Raw genomic sequence first — 19,851 nt, 5'->3', positions numbered from 1 at the left:
ATAGCGTGGGAACGGCGGCACGGGTGCGGATGACCCCGCAGGAGCGGCGCCGGCAGCTCGTCGGCATCGGGCTGCGGATGTTCGTCGAGCGACCGGTGGGGGACCTCTCCGTCGACGAGGTGGCGGCCGCCGCCGGCGTCTCGCGCGGGCTGCTCTTCCACTACTTCCCCACCAAGACCGACTACCACCGCGCGGTCGTCGCGGCGGCCGGTCGCCGGGTGCGGCGCAACGTGACCCCGGACGAGGGGGTGAGCGGCGAGGCGGCGGTCCGGCAGGTCGTCGAGCGGTTCCTCGACCAGGTGGAGCGGCGGCGCGAGTGGTACGTCGCGCTGGTCCGGGGGCGGACCGAGCTGTCCCGGGCCGCCCCGGACGACCCGATGGAGACGGTGACCGAGTTCGTCGCCGACCTCGCCTGTCGCGAGCTCGCGCTGCCCGCGTCCGCCCGACCCGCCGCGCGGGGATGGGTCGCCTACCTCGAGGATCGCGCGCTCCAGTGGTCGGCGCTGCCGGAGCGGGAACGGTCGGCGGGGCGCGCCGAGCTCGTGACCCACTGCGTCCGCGCCCTCGCGGTCCTGACCGCGACGGACGGGATACGGGGTGGGGTATCGTGAGCGGATGCTCGCCGCCCTCCGCCTCTGGTCAGCCCGGCAGTGGTGGTCCACCGGCGCCGCCGCGGTGACGACGGCCGTCGTCATCGCCGTCCCCACCGCCATGGTGCCGACGCCGGTCTTCGACCGCGCCGTCCCGACCACCTGGTGGGCGTGGCCCGCCCTCGTCGCCACCTCGGTGCTCGGCGGTCTCCTCGTCGCGACCTACGTGCGTCGGCCGGACGGTCCGCGCGCCGAGCGCCTCGACCGTCGCGGCACCGCCGGCGGGCTGCTCACGTTCTTCGCCGTGGGGTGCCCGGTGTGCAACAAGGTGGCCCTCCTCGCGCTCGGCTACACGGGAGCCCTGCAGTGGTTCGCGCCGGTCCAGCCCGTCCTCGCGGTGGGTGGGGTGGCCCTCCTCGGATGGGCCCTGCGCTCTCGGCTGCGCGGCCAGCTCGCGTGTCCCGTCGTGCCCCCGGCTGGACCGACGGCGGTCCGAGAACCGCTCAGCCGGCCTTCTCGAGGGTGACCGGGACGCCGTTGAGGACCGCGTTGCCGCTCAGCGGGTCGACGACCGCCGGGTCGGTGACGTCGTTGACGGATGCCCCGGGCAGCGTCGTCGCGGTCCGCATCCGGACCCCGTCGCGCGCGTGCCCGTAGCCGTGCGGCAGCGACACGACGCCCCGCATCACGTCCTCGCTCGCCGCGACCTCCACCTCGAGCTCGCCCGCGGCCGACCGTAGCCGGACGCGGTCGCCGTCCGACACCCCGCGCGCGGCGAGGTCGTCCGGATGGGCCAGCAGCGCGTGCCGGGGGCGTCCCTTCGTGAGGACGCCGGCGTTGTGCAGCCACGAGTTGTTGTCGCGCTGGTGGCGGCGCCCGACGAGCAGCAGCTCACCCTCGGGCCGGTCCACCGAGAGCGCCTCCAGCACGGTGGGCAGCGCGTCGAGGACGAGTGGTGTCGCGAGGTCGATGCGCCGGTCCGCCGTGCGCAGGCGGCCCGGGAGGCGCGGGCGCAGCGGGCCGAGGTCGAGCCCGCCGGGGCCGGCCGCAAGGAGCTTCCGGACCGAGAGCCCGGCCCCGCCGGTGCGCAGCAGGAGGTCGAGCTGGCGGGTCGGCGAGGTGCGCAGGCGTGCCTCGAGGGCGAGTGCGGCCCGGGAGAGCCGGCGCCGCGTCGAGGTTCCGCGGGCCTGCAGGTACGCGAGCCCGAGGTCGCGCGCGATCTCCCAGTCGTGCCGCCCTCCGGGGTCCTTCGGCAGCAGCGCCGGAGAGAAGCGGGCGGCGTCGCGGACGGCGAGCAGGTGGAAGACGAGGTCGTAGTGGTCGCGCTCCAGCGGACCGGTCGGCGGGAGGACGACGTCGGCGTGTCGGGTCGTCTCGTTGAGGTAGAGGTCGACGCAGACGAGGGCGTCGAGGTCGCGGAGCGCGGCGTCGAGCCGGTGGCCGCCGGGCGTCGACGACACCGGGTTGCCGGCGATGGTGAGGAGTGCCCGCACCTGCCCCTCCCCCGGTGTCGTCATCTCCTCGGCCAGTGCGGAGACCGGCAGCTCGCCGCCGAAACCGGGCAGGCCGCGGACCCGGGACCGCCTGCGGGAGAAGCCACCCGGCCCCAGGACCCCGCGGCCCACGAGGTCGACGGCCGGGGTCGTGAGCATCGTCCCGCCCGGCCGGTCGAGGTTGCCGGTGAGGATGTTGAGCAGCTGCGTCGCCCACTGGCAGACGACGCCGTGGGCCTGGGTCGACGCCCCCATCCGGGCGTGCACGGCGGCGGAGGGGGCGTCCAGGAGGGCGGTCGCGAGCGCGCGGACGGCGTCGGCCGGCATCCCGCTCGCCCGCTCGGCGACCTCGGGGGTGAACGGCTCGACGGCCGTCCGCACCGCCTCGACGCCGTCGACGTAGGCCGCGGGCGCTGCCCGACCGGAGGCGAGGACCTCGCGGACGAGCGCGAGGAGGACGGTGGCGTCCGACCCCGGACGGACGAAGTGGTGCTCGTCGGCGACCTTGGCGGTCTCCGTGCGGCGCGGGTCGAGGACGACGAGCCGGCCTCCGCGGGAGGCCAGCTCGCGTCGACGTCCCGGGAAGTCGGGCACGGTCCAGAGCGAGCCGTTCGAGGCCATCGGGTTGTGGCCGACGAGGACGAGGAGGTCGGTGCGGTCGATGTCGGGGACCGGGAGGAGGAACTGGTGGCCGTAGAGGGCGTGCGCCACGACGTGGTGCGGCAGCTGGTCGACCGAGGTGGCGGAGTACCGGTTCCTCGTGCGGAGCAGCCGGACGAGCGACGGGTGGTGGGTCAGCGCCCCGAGGCTGTGCACGTTGGGGTTCCCGAGGTACACGGCGAGGGCGTCGTCGCCGTGCTCGCGCTGCACGCCGGCCATCAGCGCGGCGGCCCGTCGGATCGCGACGTCCCACGTCGCCTCGTGCAGCTCGCCGTCGGTACCGCGGACCAGCGGGCGGCGCAGCCGGTCGGGGTCGTCCTGGATCTCGGGGAGCGCGAAGGCCTTGGGGCACAGGTGTCCCCGGGAGAGCGGGTCGGCCTCGTCACCCCGGATGCGGCCCACCTTCCCGTGCTCGTCGAGGTCGACGACCAGCCCGCACATCGCTTCGCAGAGCGTGCACGAGGTGCGGTGGACCGCCGCGGCCGTCATCGGGACCGGGGCCCGAACGAGGGGGACTCGCGGCGCAGTGCGGCCTCCCGAGCGGTCTTCGTGTTGCGGCGGCCGAGGAGCCTCGCCTGCTCGAGCCGCTCGCGGGCGAAGGTGCGGCGTGGACCGGACGACCACGTGCGCTCGAAGAGGCGCTTCGTCGCGGCGACCGAGTCCGGCGACCGGGTGGCGACCTCCTCGAGGAAGCGGGTGGCCGCGACGAACGGCTCGTCGTGCACCTCGCTGGCCAGTCCGAGCTCGACGGCGCGCGTGCCGCTGACCACCTCGCCGGTCATCGTCAGGCGCTTCGCGACGTCGAGGTGCACCTGCTGCGAGAGCGCCTGGACGCCGCTCATGTCGGGGACGAGCCCCCACCGTGCCTCGAGGACCGACCACTGCGCGTCAGGGGTGGTCATCCGCAGGTCGGCGGCGAGCGCGATCTGGAGCCCGCCGCCGTAGCAGTGGCCGTGCACCGCGGCGACGACAGGGACCGGCAGGCGGCGCCAGGCCCAGCACGCCTCCTGGAAGAGGTTGGTGCCCCGCCACGGGCGGGAGACGAAGGCGCGCGCGACCCGGGGCGGCTCGCGCAGCACGGTGGCGAAGTCGAGTCCGGCACAGAACGAGTCACCCGCGCCACCGAGGACAACGCCCCGGAGGGTGCGGTCGGTCCGGAGCGAGCGCGCCGTGTCCACGAGCGCCTCGAGGGTGTCGAGGGTCAGGGCGTTGAGCTTCTCGGGGCGGTCGAGGCGGACCTGGGCGATACCGCCCTCGACGGTGCAGGAGACCGGCGCGGACATGCGGCCAGCGTACGGGCGCGGACAACCCCGCGGTCGAGGGCGGCGGTGACGACCGGGCCGAGGGGGTCCGGATGCCTGCTCGAGCCGTCTGTCAATCCGCGGTAACACTTTGTCCCACAGGCGAATTTATCACCTCGAACACTTGTGCGAGGACGTCTGGGAGGGTAGGATCGATTCACGAGGGGAGGGGGAGCCGATGACCACCAGCGCAGGACCGCAGGACGTCGTCGACCTCGCGCGCCGAGCCGCCGAGCTGCTCGGTCCCGCCCTCGAGTCGTCACCCACGACCGGGTCCCGCGAGGACTGGGCAGCGGCCCTCACAGGACTCGGGGCCCTCGCGGCTCGCGTCGAGGCGGCTCGCGACGTGGCGCTCGTCCGGCTGGCGGCGATCGAGCCCGAGGTGCTCGACGACGGCGAGCTGGTCGAGACCCACCGCACCCCGGGCCATGTCGCCCTCGACGCACCCGCCATCGCATCAGGGGCGCTCTGCGTCGGCGCCGTCCAGGCCGAGCGTCTCGTCCGCGAGGCCGTGCGCCGGGCCGCCGACGGTCCCGAGGGCAGCGACACGAGCACCGGCCTGGGCGGGCTGCACGCGGCGATGGCGGCCGGCCGGCTCGACGCCTACCGCGCGTCCGTCGTGGCATCCGAGCTCGAGGAGGCATCCCCCGCCCTGGCGGCCGCGATCGTCGCGGGCCTCGACGAGCACCTCGAGCGGGAGGATGCCACGCGCCTGCGGCGTCGGGTCCGCCGGATGCTCGCCCGGGTCGGCCCCGAGGTCCTCCGCCGGGCGGCCGACCGTGCCCGAGAGGGCTGCTCGCTGCGGCGGTGGGCCGCCGAGCCGGGCGTCGACACGTGGCTCGGGACCTTCCCCGCCGAGGACGCCGCCCGCGCCTGGGCCGCCGTCGACGCCCTCGCCCAGCAGCACGTCGCCGACGGCACCTGTGCCACCGTCGAGCGTGCCAGGGCGCAGGCCCTCATCGACCTCGTGACGGGCAACGCGACCATCGACCTGCGCGTGGTCCTCACCACTCCCGTCGAGAGCGCTGCCGGCCCCACGCCTCCGACCACGCCCGCAGCTCCCGGCGACCTCGTCGAGGTTGGCGTCTCCCGCACCACGCAACCCGTCCTCGTCCCGCGCGAGTGGCTCGCTCGTACGGTGTCGGCCGCGCCGACCAGCTGCTCGCCCTGCCACCCCGACTCGGGCGCGCTCGTCGACCCCGACGGCGAGCTCGCCACCGAGGCCTACCGCGCCGGCTCCCGGCTCACGGACCTGGTGCGCACCCGCGACGGTCGGTGCCGCTTCCCCGGATGCCATGTCGCGGCCCGCTTCTGCGACCTCGACCACGTCGTCCCGTGGCCCGTCGGCCCGACCGCCGCCGCAAACCTCGCCTGCCTCTGCCGCCGGCACCACCGGGTCAAGCAGCGTCCGGGATGGTCAGCGGTTCTGGCCCCCGACGGGTCGATGACCTGGACCGACCCGACCGGCCGCACCCGCACCACCCACCCGCTCGACGCCCTCGACCCCGTCGTCCTCCCCGACGCCGGGACCGACGAGGACGGTCGGGTGCAGTCCCCCTCGCGGCACGACGACGAGGCACCGCACAGCGCGCTCGAGTTCCGGCTCGAGCACGCCCTCGCCGGACAGGGGCTCCCGCCGCCGGGCTGTCGGTTCGACCACCCGTATCCCCAACGCACGGTGACGGTCAGCTCGTGCCACACCCGTGCCCACGGCAAGCCCCCACCACCGACGGCGCCCCCGTTCTGATCTGTCCGTTTGCCGATGGGCGTCCGGACTGCCGATGAGCGCCCGTCGCCTCTGCCGCTGTTGGACACGCACCGCGGGTGGCTAGGGTCTGGATCGTGAACCACATCGAGCAATGACGGCCCCAGCCCGGGGCCGTCCCTTCTCGTGGAGCTCGACATGAACGTTCGCCCTCTCTGGACTCCCGTGTGCCGCGCCGTTCTCCAGGCGTCGGGCCACCGCTTCTGCTGCCACATCCCGGGTTGGCTGGCGGGGTCGCGGTGGGAGCCCGTCGACATCAAGCCGTGGAACCCCTACAACATCGCATGGCGCGTTGGGCAGTTCCTGATGCGCCACGGCGAGAGCTGAGCGAGGAAGTCGTCCGTGCCCGTGTGCTTGGCGTGGGAGGGTCGGCTCGTCCCGAGGAGGAGCAGATGTCCCAGTTCGGCATGGTGGTCCGGTTCACGCTCAAGCCCGGGCGGGCCGAGGCGTTCGACGCGTTGATGCGCGACACGGTGGCGGGCATCGCCGCCCACGAGCCGCACACCTTGGCGTACGCGGTGCACGCGCTCGACGGCGAGCCCGACGTCCGCATCTTCTACGAGCTCTACGCGAGCGAGGACGCCCTCGCCGAGCACGAGTCGCAGGCCACCACGCGGGCGTTCCTCGACCGCGTCGACGACTTCGTCACGAGCGTCGAGGTCCAGCGACTGCGGTTGGTCACCGCGACCGGCATCGTGGGCGTCACCGACCCCGAAGCGCCGGCGCCGGGCTGAGCGCGCGCGAGCGGCGGACCCGGGTCAGGCGACCGGAGCGGCCGGCGCGGCCACGGCACGCCGGGTCGTGACGTCGCGACGGTGCAGCAGGACCGAAACGCCGAGCACCGCGAGGCCGAGGACGGCGAGCCCGACCCCCACCCACGACGGCGCCGTGTAGCCGTACCCCCGCGCGATGACGACGCCGCCGAGCCAGGCGCCCAATGCGTTGGCGAGGTTGAGCGCCGCGTGGTTGCCCGCCGCCGCCAACGTCTGTGCCGCCCCGGCGACCTGCATCAGCCGCAGCTGGAGGTTGATGACGAGGACCGAGGCGAGGACCGACGTCAGCGCCAGGACGACGAGCGCCGGCACCACCCAGCGGGCCACGAGCGCGAACAGCCCGAGGGCGACGCCGAGCCCGACCATGCCGATGACGACCGAGCGGAGCACCGACCAGTCCCCCATCCGCCCGGCGAGGAGGTTGCCGACGAACCCGGACGCGCCGAAGACGAGGAGGAACACGGGCACCCACGACGCCGACAGCCCGGTCACCTCGGTGACCGTCGGGGCGATGTAGGAGTACATCGCGAACATCCCGCCGAAGCCGACGGCGCCGACCGCGAGGGTGAGGAGCACCTGGAGGTTGGAGAGGGCGCCGAGCTCCGAGCGCACGGTGCGCGAGCGGTCGCCCGGCAGGCGGGGCACCTGCGCGGCGACCAGCGCCACGGTGGCGAGCCCGAGGACCGCGACCAGCCAGTACGCCGAGCGCCAGCCGAGGTTCTGCCCGAGCCACGTCGCGCCGGGAACGCCGAGGACGTTGGCCACCGGGATGCCGAGCATCACCGTGCCGACCGCTCGCCCGGCCCGCCCGGAGGGTGCGAGGTCGACGGCGACGAGGGCCGCGACGCCGAAGTACGCGCCGTGCGGCAGCCCGGAGAGGAACCGCGCGCCCACGAGCGTCCCGTACCCCGGGGCGACGGCGCTCAGGGCGTTGCCCACCGCGAACGCCACCATGAGCACGACGAGCAGGCCCTTGCGCGGCAGCGTCGCCCCGAGGGCCGCGATGAGGGGCGCCCCGACGACCACGCCGGCCGCGTACGCGGAGATGGCGTGCCCCGCCACCGGGATCGTCACCGCCACCCCGTCCGCGATCTGCGGCAGCAGGCCCATCGTCACGAACTCGGTCGTCCCGATGGCGACGCCGCCGAGGATGAGGGCGAACGTGGCGAGCGAGGGATGGCGGGGCTGGGGCACGAGGAGTGCAAGAGCGCCGCCCCGGCCGCGCATTCCCGAACGGCTCGGTTCCTAGGATGGCGGGATGCGCGCAGCCCAGGTGACCCGGCTCGACGGACCCGAGGCCGTCGAGGTCGTCGAGCTCCCCGACCCCGCGGAGACGGACGCCGCCGAGCGGACGGTGGTCGTCGACGTCGCCGCCGCCGGCGTCTGCTTCCCCGACGTCCTGCTGACCCGTGGGCTCTACCAGATGCGCCCCGACCCGCCCTTCGTCCCGGGCTCCGAGGTGGCCGGTCTCGTCCGCAGCGCCCCGAGCGGCAGCGGGTTCGCACCCGGCGACCGGGTCGCGGCCTTCACCGTGCTCGGCGGCTTCGCCGAGGCGGTCGCCGTCGACCCCGCGATGGTCTTCCCGCTGCCGGACGACACGACGTGGTCACAGGCCGCTGCCCTGCCGATGAACTACCTCACCTGCGACTTCGCGCTGCGCGAGCGTGGCCGCCTCGCGGCGGGCGAGACGGTCCTCGTCCACGGCGCGGCCGGCGGGGTGGGCACCGCCGCCGTCCAGCTCGCGAAGGCCTGGGGCGCGCGCGTCCTCGCCGTGGTCTCCACCGACGCCAAGGCCGAAATCGCCCGCACGGCGGGCGCCGACGAGGTCGTGCCCGCCGACGGCTTCCGCGAGGCCGTGGCCGCCCTCACCTCCGGCCGCGGCGTCGACCTCGTCGTCGACCCGGTCGGCGGCGACCGGCTCACCGACTCGCTGCGCTGCCTCGCCCCCGGCGGACGGCACCTCGTCATCGGGTTCACCGCCGGCTCGATCCCCGAGGTCCGGGTCAACCGGCTCCTCCTCAACAACGTCTCGCTCGTCGGCGTCGGCTGGGGCGCCTGGTGGACCCACCCGGCCGGCCCGGGCGCCGCGTACCTCCGGCAGCAGTGGGACCACCTGCTGCCGCTGCTTGGCGACGGGTCGGTCGACCCCGTCGTCGGCGAGGTGCGGGCCCTGGACGAGGTCGTCGACGCCCTCCTCGCCGTCGAGCAGCGCCGCGCCACGGGCAAGGTCCTCCTCACCCCCTGACGGCGCCAGTGGACCTCCGGACCGCGGACGAAGGTCACAGGAGGTCTTGACGCTCTCTTGACGGTCCGGGCCTCCCCGACCCGGCAGAGTGGCCGGGTCCGGTGCCCACGCACCACGCCCCGTCCCGGGAGGAAGTCCCTTGCTCGACACCATCTTCGGCATCCCCGTGCACGCCCTCGTGGTGCACGCGGTCGTCGTCCTCACCCCCCTCCTGGCGCTGATGATCCTGGCCTTCTCGGTCAGCGCCCGGTTCCGTGCCTGGAGCGGCTGGCTCACCGTGGCCGTCGGGGCGCTCGCGACGGTCTTCTCGTTCCTCGCCTCGTCCTCCGGGGAGTCGCTGGAGGAACGGGTCGGACGCAGCGACCTCGTGCACGAGCACGCGGAGATGGGTGACGTGCTCCCCTGGGTCGTCCTGCTCGCCACGCTCGTCGCCGCCGTGCTCTGGTGGGTGTGGCGCCGCGACCGGGCCACGACCCCGGAGGACGGGCGCACCGGCGCGTCGGGCCTCTTCCGCATTCTCGCGGTCGTCGGCGTCGTCGCCGCCGTCGGCCTCGCGGTCGACGTCACGCTCGTCGGCCACTCGGGCGCCAAGGCGGTGTGGAGCGACGTCGGCTCCAAGCCCGCCCCCGCCGGCGGCGAGGGCGACGACTGACCCTCCCGCCGACCGACGTCAGGCGGCGAGCTCGGGCTTGACCCGGGCCGCCGTCCACGTCCCGGCCCGCCGGGCGGCGAGCGCCCCGAGGACCAGTGCCCCGACGCCCCACGCCCCGATGACGGCGACGTCGAGCGCGAGCTGCGCGGTCGGCCCGCCGTACATGAGCCGGCGCACGCCGTCGACCGCGTACGACATCGGCAGCACGTGGTGCAGCGGGTGCAGCGGTCCCGGAAGCGTCTGCCATGGGAAGGTCCCTCCGGCGGAAACGAGCTGGAGCACCATGAGGACGAGGGCCATGAACTGCCCGACCACCCCGAAGCGGGCCATGAGCAGGTGGATGACGGCGAGGAACGCCGCTGAGACGAGCACCATGAACAGCCCGAGGAGCACCGGGTGCGCGACGTCGATGCCGACGCCGAGCGCGACGACCCCGAAGGCGACGACGGCCTGTGCCCCGCCGAGCAGTGCCGGGCCGAGCCAGCCGCCGAGCGACACCCGCCACGCCGGCTGCCCGGCCGCGAGGGCGCGCGCCGACAGGGCCCGCATCCGGGTGAAGAGGACGAACCCGCCGATCCACAGGGCGAGGCTCATGAAGAACGGGGCGAGACCGGCGCCGTAGCTGCCGGCGGCGGCCTCGGCGTCGCGGGAGACCGCGACCGGGCTGCCGATCGTCTCGGCCATCGCCTTCCGCTGCGCCTCCGAGGGGTCGGGGATGGAGTCCGCGCCCTTCGCCAGGCCGTCCGAGAGCTTCGTCGCCCCGGTCGACAGCGTGCCGAGGCCGGAGTCGAGGTCGTGCGCGCCGGATGCGAGCTGCCGCGAGCCGTCGAGCGCGTCGTGCTCGCCCGCCGCCAGGCGCTGCGCACCCGAGGACAGCTGCGCGCTGCCGTCCGCCGCCTGCGCGATGCCGCTGCTCAGCGCGGGCGCGGCCGTCGCGAGCTGCTCGGCACCGTCGGCGACCTGGTTCGCGCCGGAGGCGAGACGGCCGAGGTCGGCCGACGTGGACTGCACCTTCGCGTTGGCGTCGGTCACCGGACCGGAGAGCGTGTCGAGCCGGGCGAGCACGGTCTGCACCTGCGCGTCGGTGAACCCGGCGGCCCGCAGGTCGTCGGCGAGGCGGCCGCGGGTCGTCGTCAGGTCGCCGAGCAGGCCGTCGGCGGCCGCGGCGACCTGCCGGCCGGCAGCGGCCACCTGCGCGTTCCCGTCCGCGACCTGCCGGGCCCCGGTGGCCAGCCGGCGTGTCTGGGTCGGCAGCGACGCGGTCTTCGAGCGCAGCGTCCCGAGCCCGTCAGCCAGGTCACCCGCACCCGAGGCGAGGTCGTCCGCGCCCGAAGCCAGCTGCTGCTGGCCGGCGAGCAGCCGGTCGGCGCCGTCGGCGAGGTCCGACGCACCGGCGGCGGCCGTGGACGCCCCGGAGGCGAGCTGCTTCGCGCCGTCCGCGGCGTCCACGACCTGGGCGCGGATGTCGGCGAAGCCCTCGAGGAAGCGGCTCGCGGCGGTGCTGCTCACCTGCTCGGCCACCGACGCCGTGACCTGGCTGACGAGCGTGTTGGCGATCGTCCGGGCGAGGTAGTTGTTCGCGTCGTTCGTGCGGATCTCGAGCGTCGCCTGCCGCGGATGGTTCGTGGCACTGCTCGCGAGGTCGGTGGAGAACGACCGCGGCAGCACGAGGACGAGGTCGTAGTCGCCGTCGCGCAGACCGGACTCCGCGCGGCCCCGAGAGACGCGCGACCAGTCGAACGTGTGCTTGTCGAGCAGCGTCGTCGCCACCTGGTCGCCGACCCGGAGCCGCTCGCCGCCGGAGAGCGTCGTGCCCGCGTCCTCGACGACGAGGGCCGCGGGCACCTCGCTGAGCCGGCCGTACGGGTCGTCGTTCGCGTAGAGGTAGAGCCCGCCGTAGATGGACGGCACGAGGACCATGGCGACGAGCGCGAGCCGGCCGACCCGGCTCGCGCCGATGCGGCGGAGCTCGGTGAGGGCGAGGCGGAGCGCGGTCATGCCGCCACCTCCTCGACCGAGCCGAGCTCGGCCCGGACCGGCAGCGCGAGCTGGCGCATCGTCGCATGCGTCAGCTGGACGACGACGGTGAGGCCCGAGGCCGCGTGCGCCCCGAGTAGCGGCCACCAGAGCCGCGGGTCGCCGCCTCGCCGGTCCGGGTTGGTCACGACGAGCACCCGGGTGGCCGCCCGCTCGGCCGCGGCGGAGGTGAGCACGCGGACGCGCTCCTCGGGAGCGAGGCTCTCGAACGGCGCGTCCGCGGCGGCCAGCACGCCGTGCCGCTCGAGGAACGCGGCCACCGCGCGACGCCCCGACGGGCGCCCGGCGAACGCGAGCTCCTCGGCGACGACGTGGTGCACGGCGAGGCCGTCCTCCGGTGCCGACACCTCGGGGACGTCGACCAGGGCGACGTGCCGCTGCAGCGACGGCGTGTCCTCGACGCCGTCGAGCAGCACCCGCCCGGAGGCGAGGGGCATCCGGCCGGCGAGGGCCAGGGCCAGGGCGACCTGGCCGTAGCCGGGGTCGCCGGCCACGGCGGTGACGCGGGCGGGAGGCGCGGTGAAGGAGGTCGGACGGACCAGTGGGCTGCGCGTCCCGGCGACGGCGACGGCGTCGGCGGTGAGCTGCACGATGACTCCTCGGGGCTGACGTTCGGTTCTGCGCGAAGCGGTACCGTTCGGTACCAGCACAGTGGTACGGTACAGTACCAGCCATGGACACCGCCAATCCCACACTCGAGCGACCGACCGACCGCACGCAGCCGGTGCGCGAGCGGCTCGAGACCGGCCTCGCGACGGCGGTCGCGGAGAAGGGACTGGCCGCCACCACGATCGCGGACGTCGCCCGCCTCGCCGGCACCTCGAAGCGCACCTTCTACGAGCACTTCGCCGACAAGGAGGAGTGCTTCCTCGCGCTCTACCGCACCCGCAGCGCCGAGCTGATGGCCGCCGTCGACGCCGCCCTCTCCCCCGGCGCCACCCCGGCGACCGTGCAGCTGCACGACGCCGCCCGCGCCTTCCTCACCTTCCTCACCGAGGACCGCGCCCTCGGGCGGGCGCACGTCGTCGACGTCCAGACCCTCGGCGAGCGCGGGGTGCGGGCCCGCCGCGAGGTCGTCGACCGGCACGCGGACACCCTGCTCCGGATGCTCGAGCAGGCGCGCGACGCCGGCACCGCGGTGCGCCGGCTGACCCACCTCGAGGCGGTCTGCGTCGTCGGGGGCCTCAACGAGGTCGCCCTGCGTGCTCTCGAGGCATCGCCGGAGGAGCCGATCGACGACCTCGTCGAGGAGGCCACCCGGTTCATGCAGGCCGTCGTCCTCGCCGACTGACCGACCCCGGCACCACCTCGCCACCCCCGCCCGGCCACTAGCCTCGGGGTCATGGAGTTCCGGAACGCCTACGCCCACGGCTTCGCCCGGGTCGCGGCGTGCACCCTGCCCGTCGCCCTCGCCGACCCCGCCGAGAACGCCCGGCGCATCGTCGAGCAGGTCCGGGCCTGCCACGACGACGGCGTCGCCGTCGCCCTCTTCCCCGAGCTCTCCCTCTCCGGGTACGCGATCGACGACCTGCTCCTCCAGGACGTCCTCCTCGACGCCGTCGACCGCGCGGTCGTCACCGTCGCCGAGGCCACGGCCGGCCTCACCCCGCTGTTCCTCGTCGGCGCCCCGCTGCGGCACGGCAACCGGCTCTACAACTGCGCCGTCGCCATCCACCGCGGTGAGGTCCTCGGTGTCGCCCCCAAGTCGTACCTGCCGACCTACCGCGAGTTCTACGAGAAGCGCTGGTTCGCCTCCGGCGCAAGGCAGCAGGGGCAGTTCCTCGTCCGTCCGCAGTGGCCGGGCTCGGACGCCGACGGTGAGGTCCCGTTCGGGCCCGACCTCCTCTTCTCCGCCGAGGACCTGCCCGACCTCGTCGTCCACGCCGAGGTCTGCGAGGACGTCTGGGTGCCGGTGCCGCCGAGCCACGAGGCCGCGCTCGCCGGCGCCACCGTGCTGCTCAACCTCTCGGCGTCCCCCATCACCGTGGGTCGCGCGGACGACCGCCACCTGCTGGCCCGCAGCGCCAGCGCCCGCTGCGACGCCGCCTACCTCTACGCCGCCGCGAGCGCGGGCGAGTCGAGCACCGACCTGTCCTGGGACGGCATGACGATGGTCTACGAGCTCGGCGACCTGCTCGGTGAGTCCGAGCGCTTCCCCGACGGCCCGCGCCGCACCGTCGTCGACGTCGACCTCGGCCGGCTGCGCCAGGAACGCCTGCGCCAGGGCTCGTTCGGCGACAACGCGGACGCCTACTCCGCCGACGACGCCGGCTTCCGGGTGGTCCCGTTCCGCCTCCGCCCGCCGAGCGGCGACCTCGGCCTGCGCCGCACCGTCGACCGCTTCCCGTTCGTCCCGGACGACGAGTCCCGCCTCGCCCAGGACTGCTACGAGGCGTACAACATCCAGGTGTCCGGGCTCGAGCAGCGGATGCGGGCCATCGGCGGCGGCGACCCGGAACGGATGCCGCGCATCGTCATCGGCGTCTCCGGCGGGCTCGACTCGACCCACGCGCTCATCGTCGCGGTCAAGGCCTGCGACCGCCTCGGGCTCCCGCGCACGCACGTCCTCGGCCTGACCATGCCCGGGTTCGCGACGAGCAATGCGACGAAGGCCAACGCCGTCCACCTCATGGAGTCGCTCGGGATCGAGTGGGAGGAGGTGGACATCCGGCCGCTCGCCACCCAGATGCTCCGCGACCTCGGCCACCCGGCGGGCGACGGCGAGGAGGTCTACGACGTGACCTTCGAGAACGTCCAGGCCGGCCTGCGCACCGACCTGCTGTTCCGCACCTCCAACCACCGCGGCGGCATCGTGCTCGGCACGGGCGACCTCTCCGAGCTCGCGCTCGGCTGGTGCACCTACGGTGTGGGAGACCAGATGTCGCACTACGGCATCAACGCCGGGGTGCCGAAGACCCTCATCCAGCACCTGATCCGCTGGGTGGTGTCGCACGGCGAGCTCAGCGACCCCGAGGCCGACCGGACCCTCCTCGCGATCCTCGACACCGAGATCTCCCCCGAGCTCGTGCCGGCCCGCGAGGGGGAGAAGATCCAGTCGACCCAGGACACCATCGGGCCGTACGCGCTGCACGACTTCACGCTCTTCCACGTGCTGCGCCGCGGCGACCGGCCGAGCAAGATCGCGTTCCTCGCCGAGCACGCGTGGGCCGACGCGTCCACCGGCGCGTGGCCGGCCGGCTACCCCGAGCGCGACCGCGTCGCCCACGACCTGCCCGCCATCCGGCACTGGATGGGCGTCTTCCTGCGCCGGTTCTTCCAGAACCAGTTCAAGCGTTCGGCGATCCCCAACGGCCCCAAGGTCGTCGCCGGTGGGTCGCTCAGCCCGCGCGGCGACTGGCGGATGCCCTCGGACGCGAGCGCGGCCGCGTGGCTCGCCGAGCTCGAGGAGAACGTCCCCGAGGCCTGAGCCGTCCGGCGCCTCGGCCCGGGTCAGCCCGCGAGGGCCGCCAGCGCGTCGCCGTCCAGCCGGAAGCGGGTCCACTCGTCCTGCGGGCGGGCCCCGATCGACTCGTAGAAGCCGATGCTCGGTGCGTTCCAGTCGAGCACCCACCACTCGAGCCGGTGGTACCCGCGCTCGACGCACACCCGGGCGAGGGTGCGCAGCAGGTCCTGGCCGAGGCCGCTGCCCCGGTGCGCGGGGTCGACGTAGAGGTCCTCGAGCCAGACCCCGTTGGTCCCGGTCCACGTCGAGTACGACAGGAACCAGACCGCCATCCCGACGACGTCGCCGTCGACCTCGGCGACGTGCGCGAACGTCGTCGTCGCCCCGCCGTCCGGGAAGAGCGCCGCGTGGACGTGCTCCTCGGTGGCGTCGACCTCGTGGAGGGCTTTCTCGTACTCGGCGAGGTCGCGGACCATCCGGACGAGGTCGGGGACGTCCGCGGGGGTCGCGAGGCGGATGCGCTCGGTCACCCCGCGACCCTATGCCGCAGCCGGTCTCAGCTGTAGAAGCCGCCCGAGTACCGGTGGATGAAGCACCGGCACGAGGAGGCGACGGCGCCGTAATAGTCGTAGTGGCTGTCCTCGTACGCGGTGGCGAGCGACGCGCACTTGCGCTGGCCGGGGCCCACCGAGAGGTTGATCGTCGGACCGCGGCCGGCGACCGTCGGCTCGGCGGTGAGGCTGGCGCGGTACGAGCCGCTGCTCACGTACCAGAGGCAGAGCGTGTCCGTCCCGTCGTTGTAGCTGAGGTGCGCCCCGGCGCCGAGGTAGCGGTCGGAGAAGCTGTTCGCGGACGCGACCGGTGCGGCGCCGAGCGCCAGGCCGAACGCCGCCGCGAGGACGGCGAGGATGCGGATCTTCATCAGGAAACCCCCCATGGGTCGTCGTGGGTCGTGCCCGCCGTTCCCCCGACCGGCACCGCCGGCGACGTTACCGACGGGCCTCGGGCCGCGCCACCGGGGACCCGTCGGCCAGACTGGGCCGGTGCACCCCGACCCTCTCTTCCACGTGGCCGACGCCGTCGAGTGGGCGGACGCCCTCACCGCCGGCCGGTACGAGCGCTCCACCCGCGGGCTGTCGCTCGCCGAGGTCGGGTTCGTCCACCTCTCGACGCCCGCGCAGTGGCCCGGTGTGCTCGAGCGCTTCTACGCCGACCACGACGGCGACCTGCTGCTCCTGACCATCGACCCGACCCGCCTCGGGGACTCCGAGCTGCGTTGGGAGACAGGGCATCCCGGCTCCGATGAGCTCTTTCCGCACCTCTACGGCCCACTCGACGTCGAGGCCGTCACCGAGGTGCGGGCCCTTCCCCGCTAGGGCGCGACGACGGCGCCCTCCGGGAGGTCGAACCAGCGCAGGTGCTCGAAGTCGGCCGAGACGTGGGTGTCCGCGTGGTCGAGCTCGGGCGGGGTGGCAGCGGCCAGCACCGCCGCCGCGTCGCGCAGGTGCTCGGCCAGCATCTCCTCCCCGCCGCGCAGGTCGCTCGAGGGCATCGTCACCGAGCCGTCGTCGCCGTAGCGGACGTCGGCCAGCCGCAGCGGCGGCTCGACGACGCCCTGCCGGTGGCGCCACAGCCCCGTCTCCGGGCAGAACGTGTAGTCGCCGAGGAGACGCCAGCCGTCGCGGGCGACCATCCGGACGGCCTCCACGACGTAGTCGGCGACGGTGTCGGAGATGAAGTAGTTGAAGTTCACCCGGACCCAGCCGGGTTTGATGCCCTCGCAGCCGCCGGTGATCTCGCGCTCGAACTCGTGGCTGCGCTCGAGGTCGATGCCGAGCAACCGGTGCCCGTACGGGCCGGCGCACGAGCAGCCGCCGCGGGACTGGATGCCGAAGAGGTCGTGGAGCAGCGCGACGACGTAGTTGTGGTGCAGGTGCCGGCCGGCCGGCGAGCGGACGACGAAGGAGACGATCGAGAGCCGGGGTGCGTCGAGGTTGCCCAGGATCTCGATGGCCGGCTCCTCGCGCCAGGCCCGCACGGCCCGCTCGAGGAAGCGCTCCTCGCGGGCCCGGATGGTCGAGGTGCCGACCGCCTCCTTGAGCTGGAAGACGAGCCCGGCGCGGATCGACTCGATGATCGCCGGCGTGCCGCCCTCCTCACGGTGTGCGGGGTCGGGCAGGTAGGCGTGGTCCTCGGGGTTGACGTAGGCGACGGTGCCGCCACCCGGTGTCACCGGCACCCGGTTGGCGAACAGCTCGCGACGGGCGACGAGGACGCCGGGGGTCGAGGGACCGCCGATGAACTTGTGCGGCGAGAGGAAGATCGCGTCCTTGTAGGACAGCGGGTCCCCGCCGGCCGGCGCGCTCATCTCGATCTCGACGTACGGTGCCGCCGCCGCGAAGTCCCAGAACGCGAGGGCGCCGTGCCGGTGCAGCAGCGCCGAGATGCCGTGCGTGTCGCTGACGATGCCGGTGACGTTGCTCGCCGCGCTGAAGGACCCGATGAGCAGGGGCCGGCCGGCGTGCTCCTCCAGCCGGGCCTCGAGGTCGGCCTGGTCGATCCGGCCGTCGGGGTCCTCGCGGATGGTCACGACGTCGGCGATCGTCTCGCGCCACGGGAGCTCGTTGCTGTGGTGCTCGTAGGGCCCGATGAACACGACCGGTCGCTGGTCGGCGGGGATGACGTCGGTGAGGTGCCACCGGTCCTCCAGGGCGCTGGGGACGCGCAGCCCGAGCACCCCGACGAGCTTGTCGATCGCGCCGGTGCACCCCGACCCGGCGAAGACGACGACCGTGTCGTCGTCCCCGCCGACGGCGTCGTGGACGATCCGGCGGGCCTCCTCACGCAGCCGGGTCGTCTGCAGGCCGGTGCCGCTCGACTCGGTGTGCGTGTTCGCGTACGCCGGCAGCACCTCGTCGCGCACGAAGTCCTCGATGAACGACAGCGCCCGCCCGCTCGCGGTGTAGTCGGCGTAGGTGACCCGCCGCCGCCCGTACGGCGTCTCCATCACGTGGTCCTCGCCGATGACCGACTCCCGGATGTGCCGCAGCAGCGCCTCGGCGCGGCCGTCGGCGGCAGTGCTCGAACCCATACCCCTCAGCGTCCCACGTCCGTTCGCGGCGCCGCGCCCGCTAGCGTTGACCGACGGGCGACAGCGCGTGTCCCGGGGTGTCGACGAGGAGGGTGCGGTGGGCCAGGACGACCTCGACGCCGAGCTCCAGCACCGCCGCTCCGGAGAGGGCGAGCACCGGCTTCCGCCGTCGATCGCGGTGCTCGTGGCCATCGTCACCTACGCCCTCCTGCCCCAGCCGCTCCTCGTCGGCCCCCGGTTGGCGATCCCGGCGCTCGAGGTGCTCCTGCTCGTCGCCCTCGTCGCGGTGAACCCCGTGCGCCTCGTCCGGCAGACCCGCTGGTCGCGCTGGGCGTCGGTGGGACTGGCCGCCGTGGTCATCGGGACCAACCTCGTCGCCCTGGGGATGCTCGTCGCGACGCTCAACTCCGACGAGGACCCGAACCGCCTGCTCGTCGGCGCGGTCCAGGTGTGGCTGACCAACGTCATCGGGTTCGCGCTCCTGTACTGGGAGCTCGACCGGGGCGGCCCGGTCTCGCGCCATCGCGAGCGCCGCGACCGCCTCCCGCCGGCCGAGTGGCGCTTCTCCCAGGACGAGAACGCGCAGACCGTGCGGGAGGTGAAGGCGACCTCGAGCGAGCAGAGCGGCTGGGTCCCGGTGTTCGTCGACTACCTCTACGTGTCCGTGACGAACTCGAGCGCGTTCAGCCCCACCGACACGATGCCGCTCAGCTCGCGGGCCAAGCTGCTCATGGCGCTGCAGGCCACCGCGGCCCTCGTCGTCTCGCTCCTCATCGTCGCCCGCGCGGTCGGGGCCCTCGGGAGCTGACCGCGGGTCCGCCGGCTACTCGCAGACGATGCCGTCGGAGTCGGCGTCGCGGTACCAGCCGTACTCGGGGTCGACGCCACGCCGGTACGGCCCGTACCCCGCGGCCTTGGCCGCCTTGCACGTGGGAAACCGCGGGTCGGTCGTGGTGGCCGGCGGCGTCGTGGTCCGGGGCCTCGTCGTCGGGGTCGGCGTGCCGGTGACCACCCGCCCGCCCCCCAGGGGCACCGCCCGGGCGGTGGGCAGCGGCTGGGCGGGGCAGGTGAGGAGGATGCGCCGGATCGCGTCGCGCTCGGCCGCCGTGACCCACAGGTGGTACTTGCGCTTGACCGCGACCTGGCGCGCGACGTACGCGCAGCGGGAGGCCTTGAGCGGTGGCAGCCAGGTGGCGGCGTCGCCGTCCCCCTTGGACTGGTTGACCGAGCCCTCGACGGCGAGCAGGTTGAGCGGGTCGTTCGCGAACGCCGTGCGGACCGTGCCCCCCAGCTGCTGCGCGCCCTTCTGCCAAGCGTCCGACAGGGCGACGACGTGGTCGATCTGGACCGCGCTCGAGGTGCCCTGCCCGCGCACGAAGGACCGCCTCTGCCCGGTGTACGGGCTGGTGAGCGTGCCGGTGAGGACCACGCAGCCGTGGGTGCCCGCCTTGAGCGTCAGCGCGCGCAGGTCGCGGCGCAGGACGTCGTTGCGGGTGTCGCAGCCGTTGCGGTCGACGTCGGTCCACGCCGGCCCGAAGAGGGCACGGTCGTAGCCGGTGCGGGGCGCCCGGCCCTTGACCGGGAGCGCGGCGAGGGCCGCGAGGGCGGTGCCGGGCGCGGGGCGGGCGGTCGGCGTCGGTGTCGCGGTGGCGGTCGGCGTCGCCGTGGCGGTCGGCGTGGGAGCCCTCGTCGCACTCGCCGTCGACGAGGGCGTCGCCGCGCCGTCCGTGGCGGTGGTCCCGGACGAGGCGGCCGGGGAGCCCGACGCCAGGTCGGAGGGGGGCGGGGCGGGATCGGCCGTTGCCCCGCCGACGCCGGCGAGGACGACGGCGGCGGCGAGG

The 19,851-nt window shown here is 74.5% G+C and carries 19 protein-coding genes; 10 read left to right on the top strand and 9 right to left on the bottom strand.

What is annotated here, in order from left to right; all coding sequences use genetic code 11:
• Nucleotides 1–5: 5 nt before the first annotated feature.
• Together PKA89_RS15715 and PKA89_RS15710 are read left to right on the top strand one after the other, a co-directional pair.
• Nucleotides 6–611 (top strand): TetR/AcrR family transcriptional regulator, encoded by a 606-nt coding sequence (locus tag PKA89_RS15715; RefSeq protein WP_324421115.1) that lies wholly within the window; start codon nt 6–8, stop codon nt 609–611.
• Between the two features lie 4 nt (nt 612–615).
• On the top strand, nt 616–1,116 hold the full coding sequence (locus PKA89_RS15710) for a hypothetical protein (RefSeq protein WP_324421113.1): 501 nt from the start codon (nt 616–618) through the stop codon (nt 1,114–1,116).
• Here the strand turns inward: PKA89_RS15710 and PKA89_RS15705 are convergent.
• Nucleotides 1,094–3,232: a molybdopterin-dependent oxidoreductase gene (locus PKA89_RS15705; protein WP_324421111.1), complete on the bottom strand. Its 2,139-nt coding sequence runs from the start codon at nt 3,230–3,232 to the stop codon at nt 1,094–1,096. The two genes, PKA89_RS15710 and PKA89_RS15705, sit on opposite strands and share 23 nt — an antisense overlap.
• Entirely contained in the window at nt 3,229–4,026 is a 798-nt protein-coding gene (locus PKA89_RS15700) for a crotonase/enoyl-CoA hydratase family protein (RefSeq protein WP_324421109.1), read from the bottom strand. Before PKA89_RS15700 ends, PKA89_RS15705 begins: the two co-directional genes overlap by 4 nt.
• A gap of 196 nt (nt 4,027–4,222) precedes the next feature.
• Between PKA89_RS15700 and PKA89_RS15695 the strand changes: the two genes are divergently transcribed.
• Nucleotides 4,223–5,791 carry an HNH endonuclease signature motif containing protein gene (locus PKA89_RS15695; protein ID WP_324421107.1) on the top strand — a complete coding sequence of 523 codons (1,569 nt, stop codon included), beginning with the start codon at nt 4,223–4,225 and terminating at the stop codon, nt 5,789–5,791.
• Nucleotides 5,792–6,201: 410 nt separating this feature from the next.
• Nucleotides 6,202–6,543: an antibiotic biosynthesis monooxygenase gene (locus PKA89_RS15690; protein ID WP_324421105.1), complete on the top strand. Its 342-nt coding sequence runs from the start codon at nt 6,202–6,204 to the stop codon at nt 6,541–6,543.
• Between the two features lie 24 nt (nt 6,544–6,567).
• Here PKA89_RS15690 and PKA89_RS15685 read toward each other — a convergent pair whose 3' ends face one another.
• Nucleotides 6,568–7,776 carry an MFS transporter gene (locus tag PKA89_RS15685; protein ID WP_324421103.1) on the bottom strand — a complete coding sequence of 403 codons (1,209 nt, stop codon included), beginning with the start codon at nt 7,774–7,776 and terminating at the stop codon, nt 6,568–6,570.
• A gap of 64 nt (nt 7,777–7,840) precedes the next feature.
• Here PKA89_RS15685 and PKA89_RS15680 point away from each other — a divergent pair, with 64 nt between their 5' ends.
• On the top strand, nt 7,841–8,827 hold the full coding sequence (locus tag PKA89_RS15680) for an NADPH:quinone oxidoreductase family protein (protein WP_324421101.1): 987 nt from the start codon (nt 7,841–7,843) through the stop codon (nt 8,825–8,827).
• 139 nt (nt 8,828–8,966) lie between these two features.
• On the top strand, nt 8,967–9,479 hold the full coding sequence (locus PKA89_RS15675) for a DUF2231 domain-containing protein (RefSeq protein WP_324421099.1): 513 nt from the start codon (nt 8,967–8,969) through the stop codon (nt 9,477–9,479).
• An 18-nt stretch (nt 9,480–9,497) separates the two neighbouring features.
• On the opposite strand, the gene PKA89_RS15670 is transcribed toward PKA89_RS15675, so the two are convergent.
• Both PKA89_RS15670 and PKA89_RS15665 read right to left on the bottom strand, forming a co-directional pair.
• A complete protein-coding gene (locus tag PKA89_RS15670; protein ID WP_324421097.1) occupies nt 9,498–11,477 on the bottom strand; it encodes a YhgE/Pip domain-containing protein in 1,980 nt (659 codons plus the stop codon).
• Nucleotides 11,474–12,106: a hypothetical protein gene (locus tag PKA89_RS15665; protein WP_324421095.1), complete on the bottom strand. Its 633-nt coding sequence runs from the start codon at nt 12,104–12,106 to the stop codon at nt 11,474–11,476. The genes PKA89_RS15670 and PKA89_RS15665 overlap by 4 nt, the downstream gene beginning before the upstream one ends.
• Before the next feature lie 83 nt (nt 12,107–12,189).
• Here PKA89_RS15665 and PKA89_RS15660 point away from each other — a divergent pair, with 83 nt between their 5' ends.
• Nucleotides 12,190–12,807, top strand: a complete 618-nt coding sequence (locus PKA89_RS15660; protein WP_324421093.1) for a TetR/AcrR family transcriptional regulator — start codon at nt 12,190–12,192, stop codon at nt 12,805–12,807.
• Nucleotides 12,808–12,858: 51 nt separating this feature from the next.
• Nucleotides 12,859–14,943 (top strand): NAD(+) synthase, encoded by a 2,085-nt coding sequence (locus PKA89_RS15655; protein WP_324421091.1) that lies wholly within the window; start codon nt 12,859–12,861, stop codon nt 14,941–14,943.
• Between the two features lie 23 nt (nt 14,944–14,966).
• On the opposite strand, the gene PKA89_RS15650 is transcribed toward PKA89_RS15655, so the two are convergent.
• Nucleotides 14,967–15,449 (bottom strand): GNAT family N-acetyltransferase, encoded by a 483-nt coding sequence (locus PKA89_RS15650; RefSeq protein WP_324421090.1) that lies wholly within the window; start codon nt 15,447–15,449, stop codon nt 14,967–14,969.
• 26 nt (nt 15,450–15,475) lie between these two features.
• Complete coding sequence (locus PKA89_RS15645) at nt 15,476–15,856, bottom strand: hypothetical protein (protein WP_324421088.1); 381 nt, start codon at nt 15,854–15,856, stop codon at nt 15,476–15,478.
• Between the two features lie 106 nt (nt 15,857–15,962).
• Between PKA89_RS15645 and PKA89_RS15640 the strand changes: the two genes are divergently transcribed.
• Nucleotides 15,963–16,295 carry a DUF952 domain-containing protein gene (locus PKA89_RS15640; protein WP_324421086.1) on the top strand — a complete coding sequence of 111 codons (333 nt, stop codon included), beginning with the start codon at nt 15,963–15,965 and terminating at the stop codon, nt 16,293–16,295.
• Here PKA89_RS15640 and PKA89_RS15635 read toward each other — a convergent pair.
• Nucleotides 16,292–18,010 carry an aminotransferase class V-fold PLP-dependent enzyme gene (locus tag PKA89_RS15635; protein WP_324421085.1) on the bottom strand — a complete coding sequence of 573 codons (1,719 nt, stop codon included), beginning with the start codon at nt 18,008–18,010 and terminating at the stop codon, nt 16,292–16,294. The two genes, PKA89_RS15640 and PKA89_RS15635, sit on opposite strands and share 4 nt — an antisense overlap.
• 97 nt (nt 18,011–18,107) lie before the next feature.
• On the opposite strand from PKA89_RS15635, the gene PKA89_RS15630 reads away from it, so the two are divergent.
• Nucleotides 18,108–18,818, top strand: a complete 711-nt coding sequence (locus tag PKA89_RS15630; protein WP_324421083.1) for a hypothetical protein — start codon at nt 18,108–18,110, stop codon at nt 18,816–18,818.
• A 15-nt stretch (nt 18,819–18,833) separates the two neighbouring features.
• On the opposite strand, the gene PKA89_RS15625 is transcribed toward PKA89_RS15630, so the two are convergent.
• On the bottom strand, nt 18,834–19,851 hold a 1,018-nt coding region (locus PKA89_RS15625), incomplete at its 5' end, for a DUF1524 domain-containing protein (RefSeq protein WP_324421081.1).

It is taken from the genome of Phycicoccus sp. (assembly GCF_035325325.1).
GTDB lineage: Bacteria > Actinomycetota > Actinomycetes > Actinomycetales > Dermatophilaceae > Phycicoccus.
The sequence above is the reverse complement of the archived record's forward strand: the minus strand, read 5'-3'. Positions and strand labels throughout refer to the sequence as shown.

Coding starts and splice junctions, on each gene's coding strand:
- PKA89_RS15655 (WP_324421091.1), top strand. CDS start 12,859: ATGGAGTTCCGGAACGCCTACGCCCACGGCTTCGCCCGGGTCGCGGCG.
- PKA89_RS15705 (WP_324421111.1), bottom strand. CDS start 3,232: ATGACGGCCGCGGCGGTCCACCGCACCTCGTGCACGCTCTGCGAAGCG.
- PKA89_RS15635 (WP_324421085.1), bottom strand. CDS start 18,010: ATGGGTTCGAGCACTGCCGCCGACGGCCGCGCCGAGGCGCTGCTGCGG.
- PKA89_RS15690 (WP_324421105.1), top strand. CDS start 6,202: ATGTCCCAGTTCGGCATGGTGGTCCGGTTCACGCTCAAGCCCGGGCGG.
- PKA89_RS15695 (WP_324421107.1), top strand. CDS start 4,223: ATGACCACCAGCGCAGGACCGCAGGACGTCGTCGACCTCGCGCGCCGA.
- PKA89_RS15645 (WP_324421088.1), bottom strand. CDS start 15,856: ATGGGGGGTTTCCTGATGAAGATCCGCATCCTCGCCGTCCTCGCGGCG.
- PKA89_RS15680 (WP_324421101.1), top strand. CDS start 7,841: ATGCGCGCAGCCCAGGTGACCCGGCTCGACGGACCCGAGGCCGTCGAG.
- PKA89_RS15660 (WP_324421093.1), top strand. CDS start 12,190: ATGGACACCGCCAATCCCACACTCGAGCGACCGACCGACCGCACGCAG.
- PKA89_RS15710 (WP_324421113.1), top strand. CDS start 616: ATGCTCGCCGCCCTCCGCCTCTGGTCAGCCCGGCAGTGGTGGTCCACC.
- PKA89_RS15700 (WP_324421109.1), bottom strand. CDS start 4,026: ATGTCCGCGCCGGTCTCCTGCACCGTCGAGGGCGGTATCGCCCAGGTC.
- PKA89_RS15670 (WP_324421097.1), bottom strand. CDS start 11,477: ATGACCGCGCTCCGCCTCGCCCTCACCGAGCTCCGCCGCATCGGCGCG.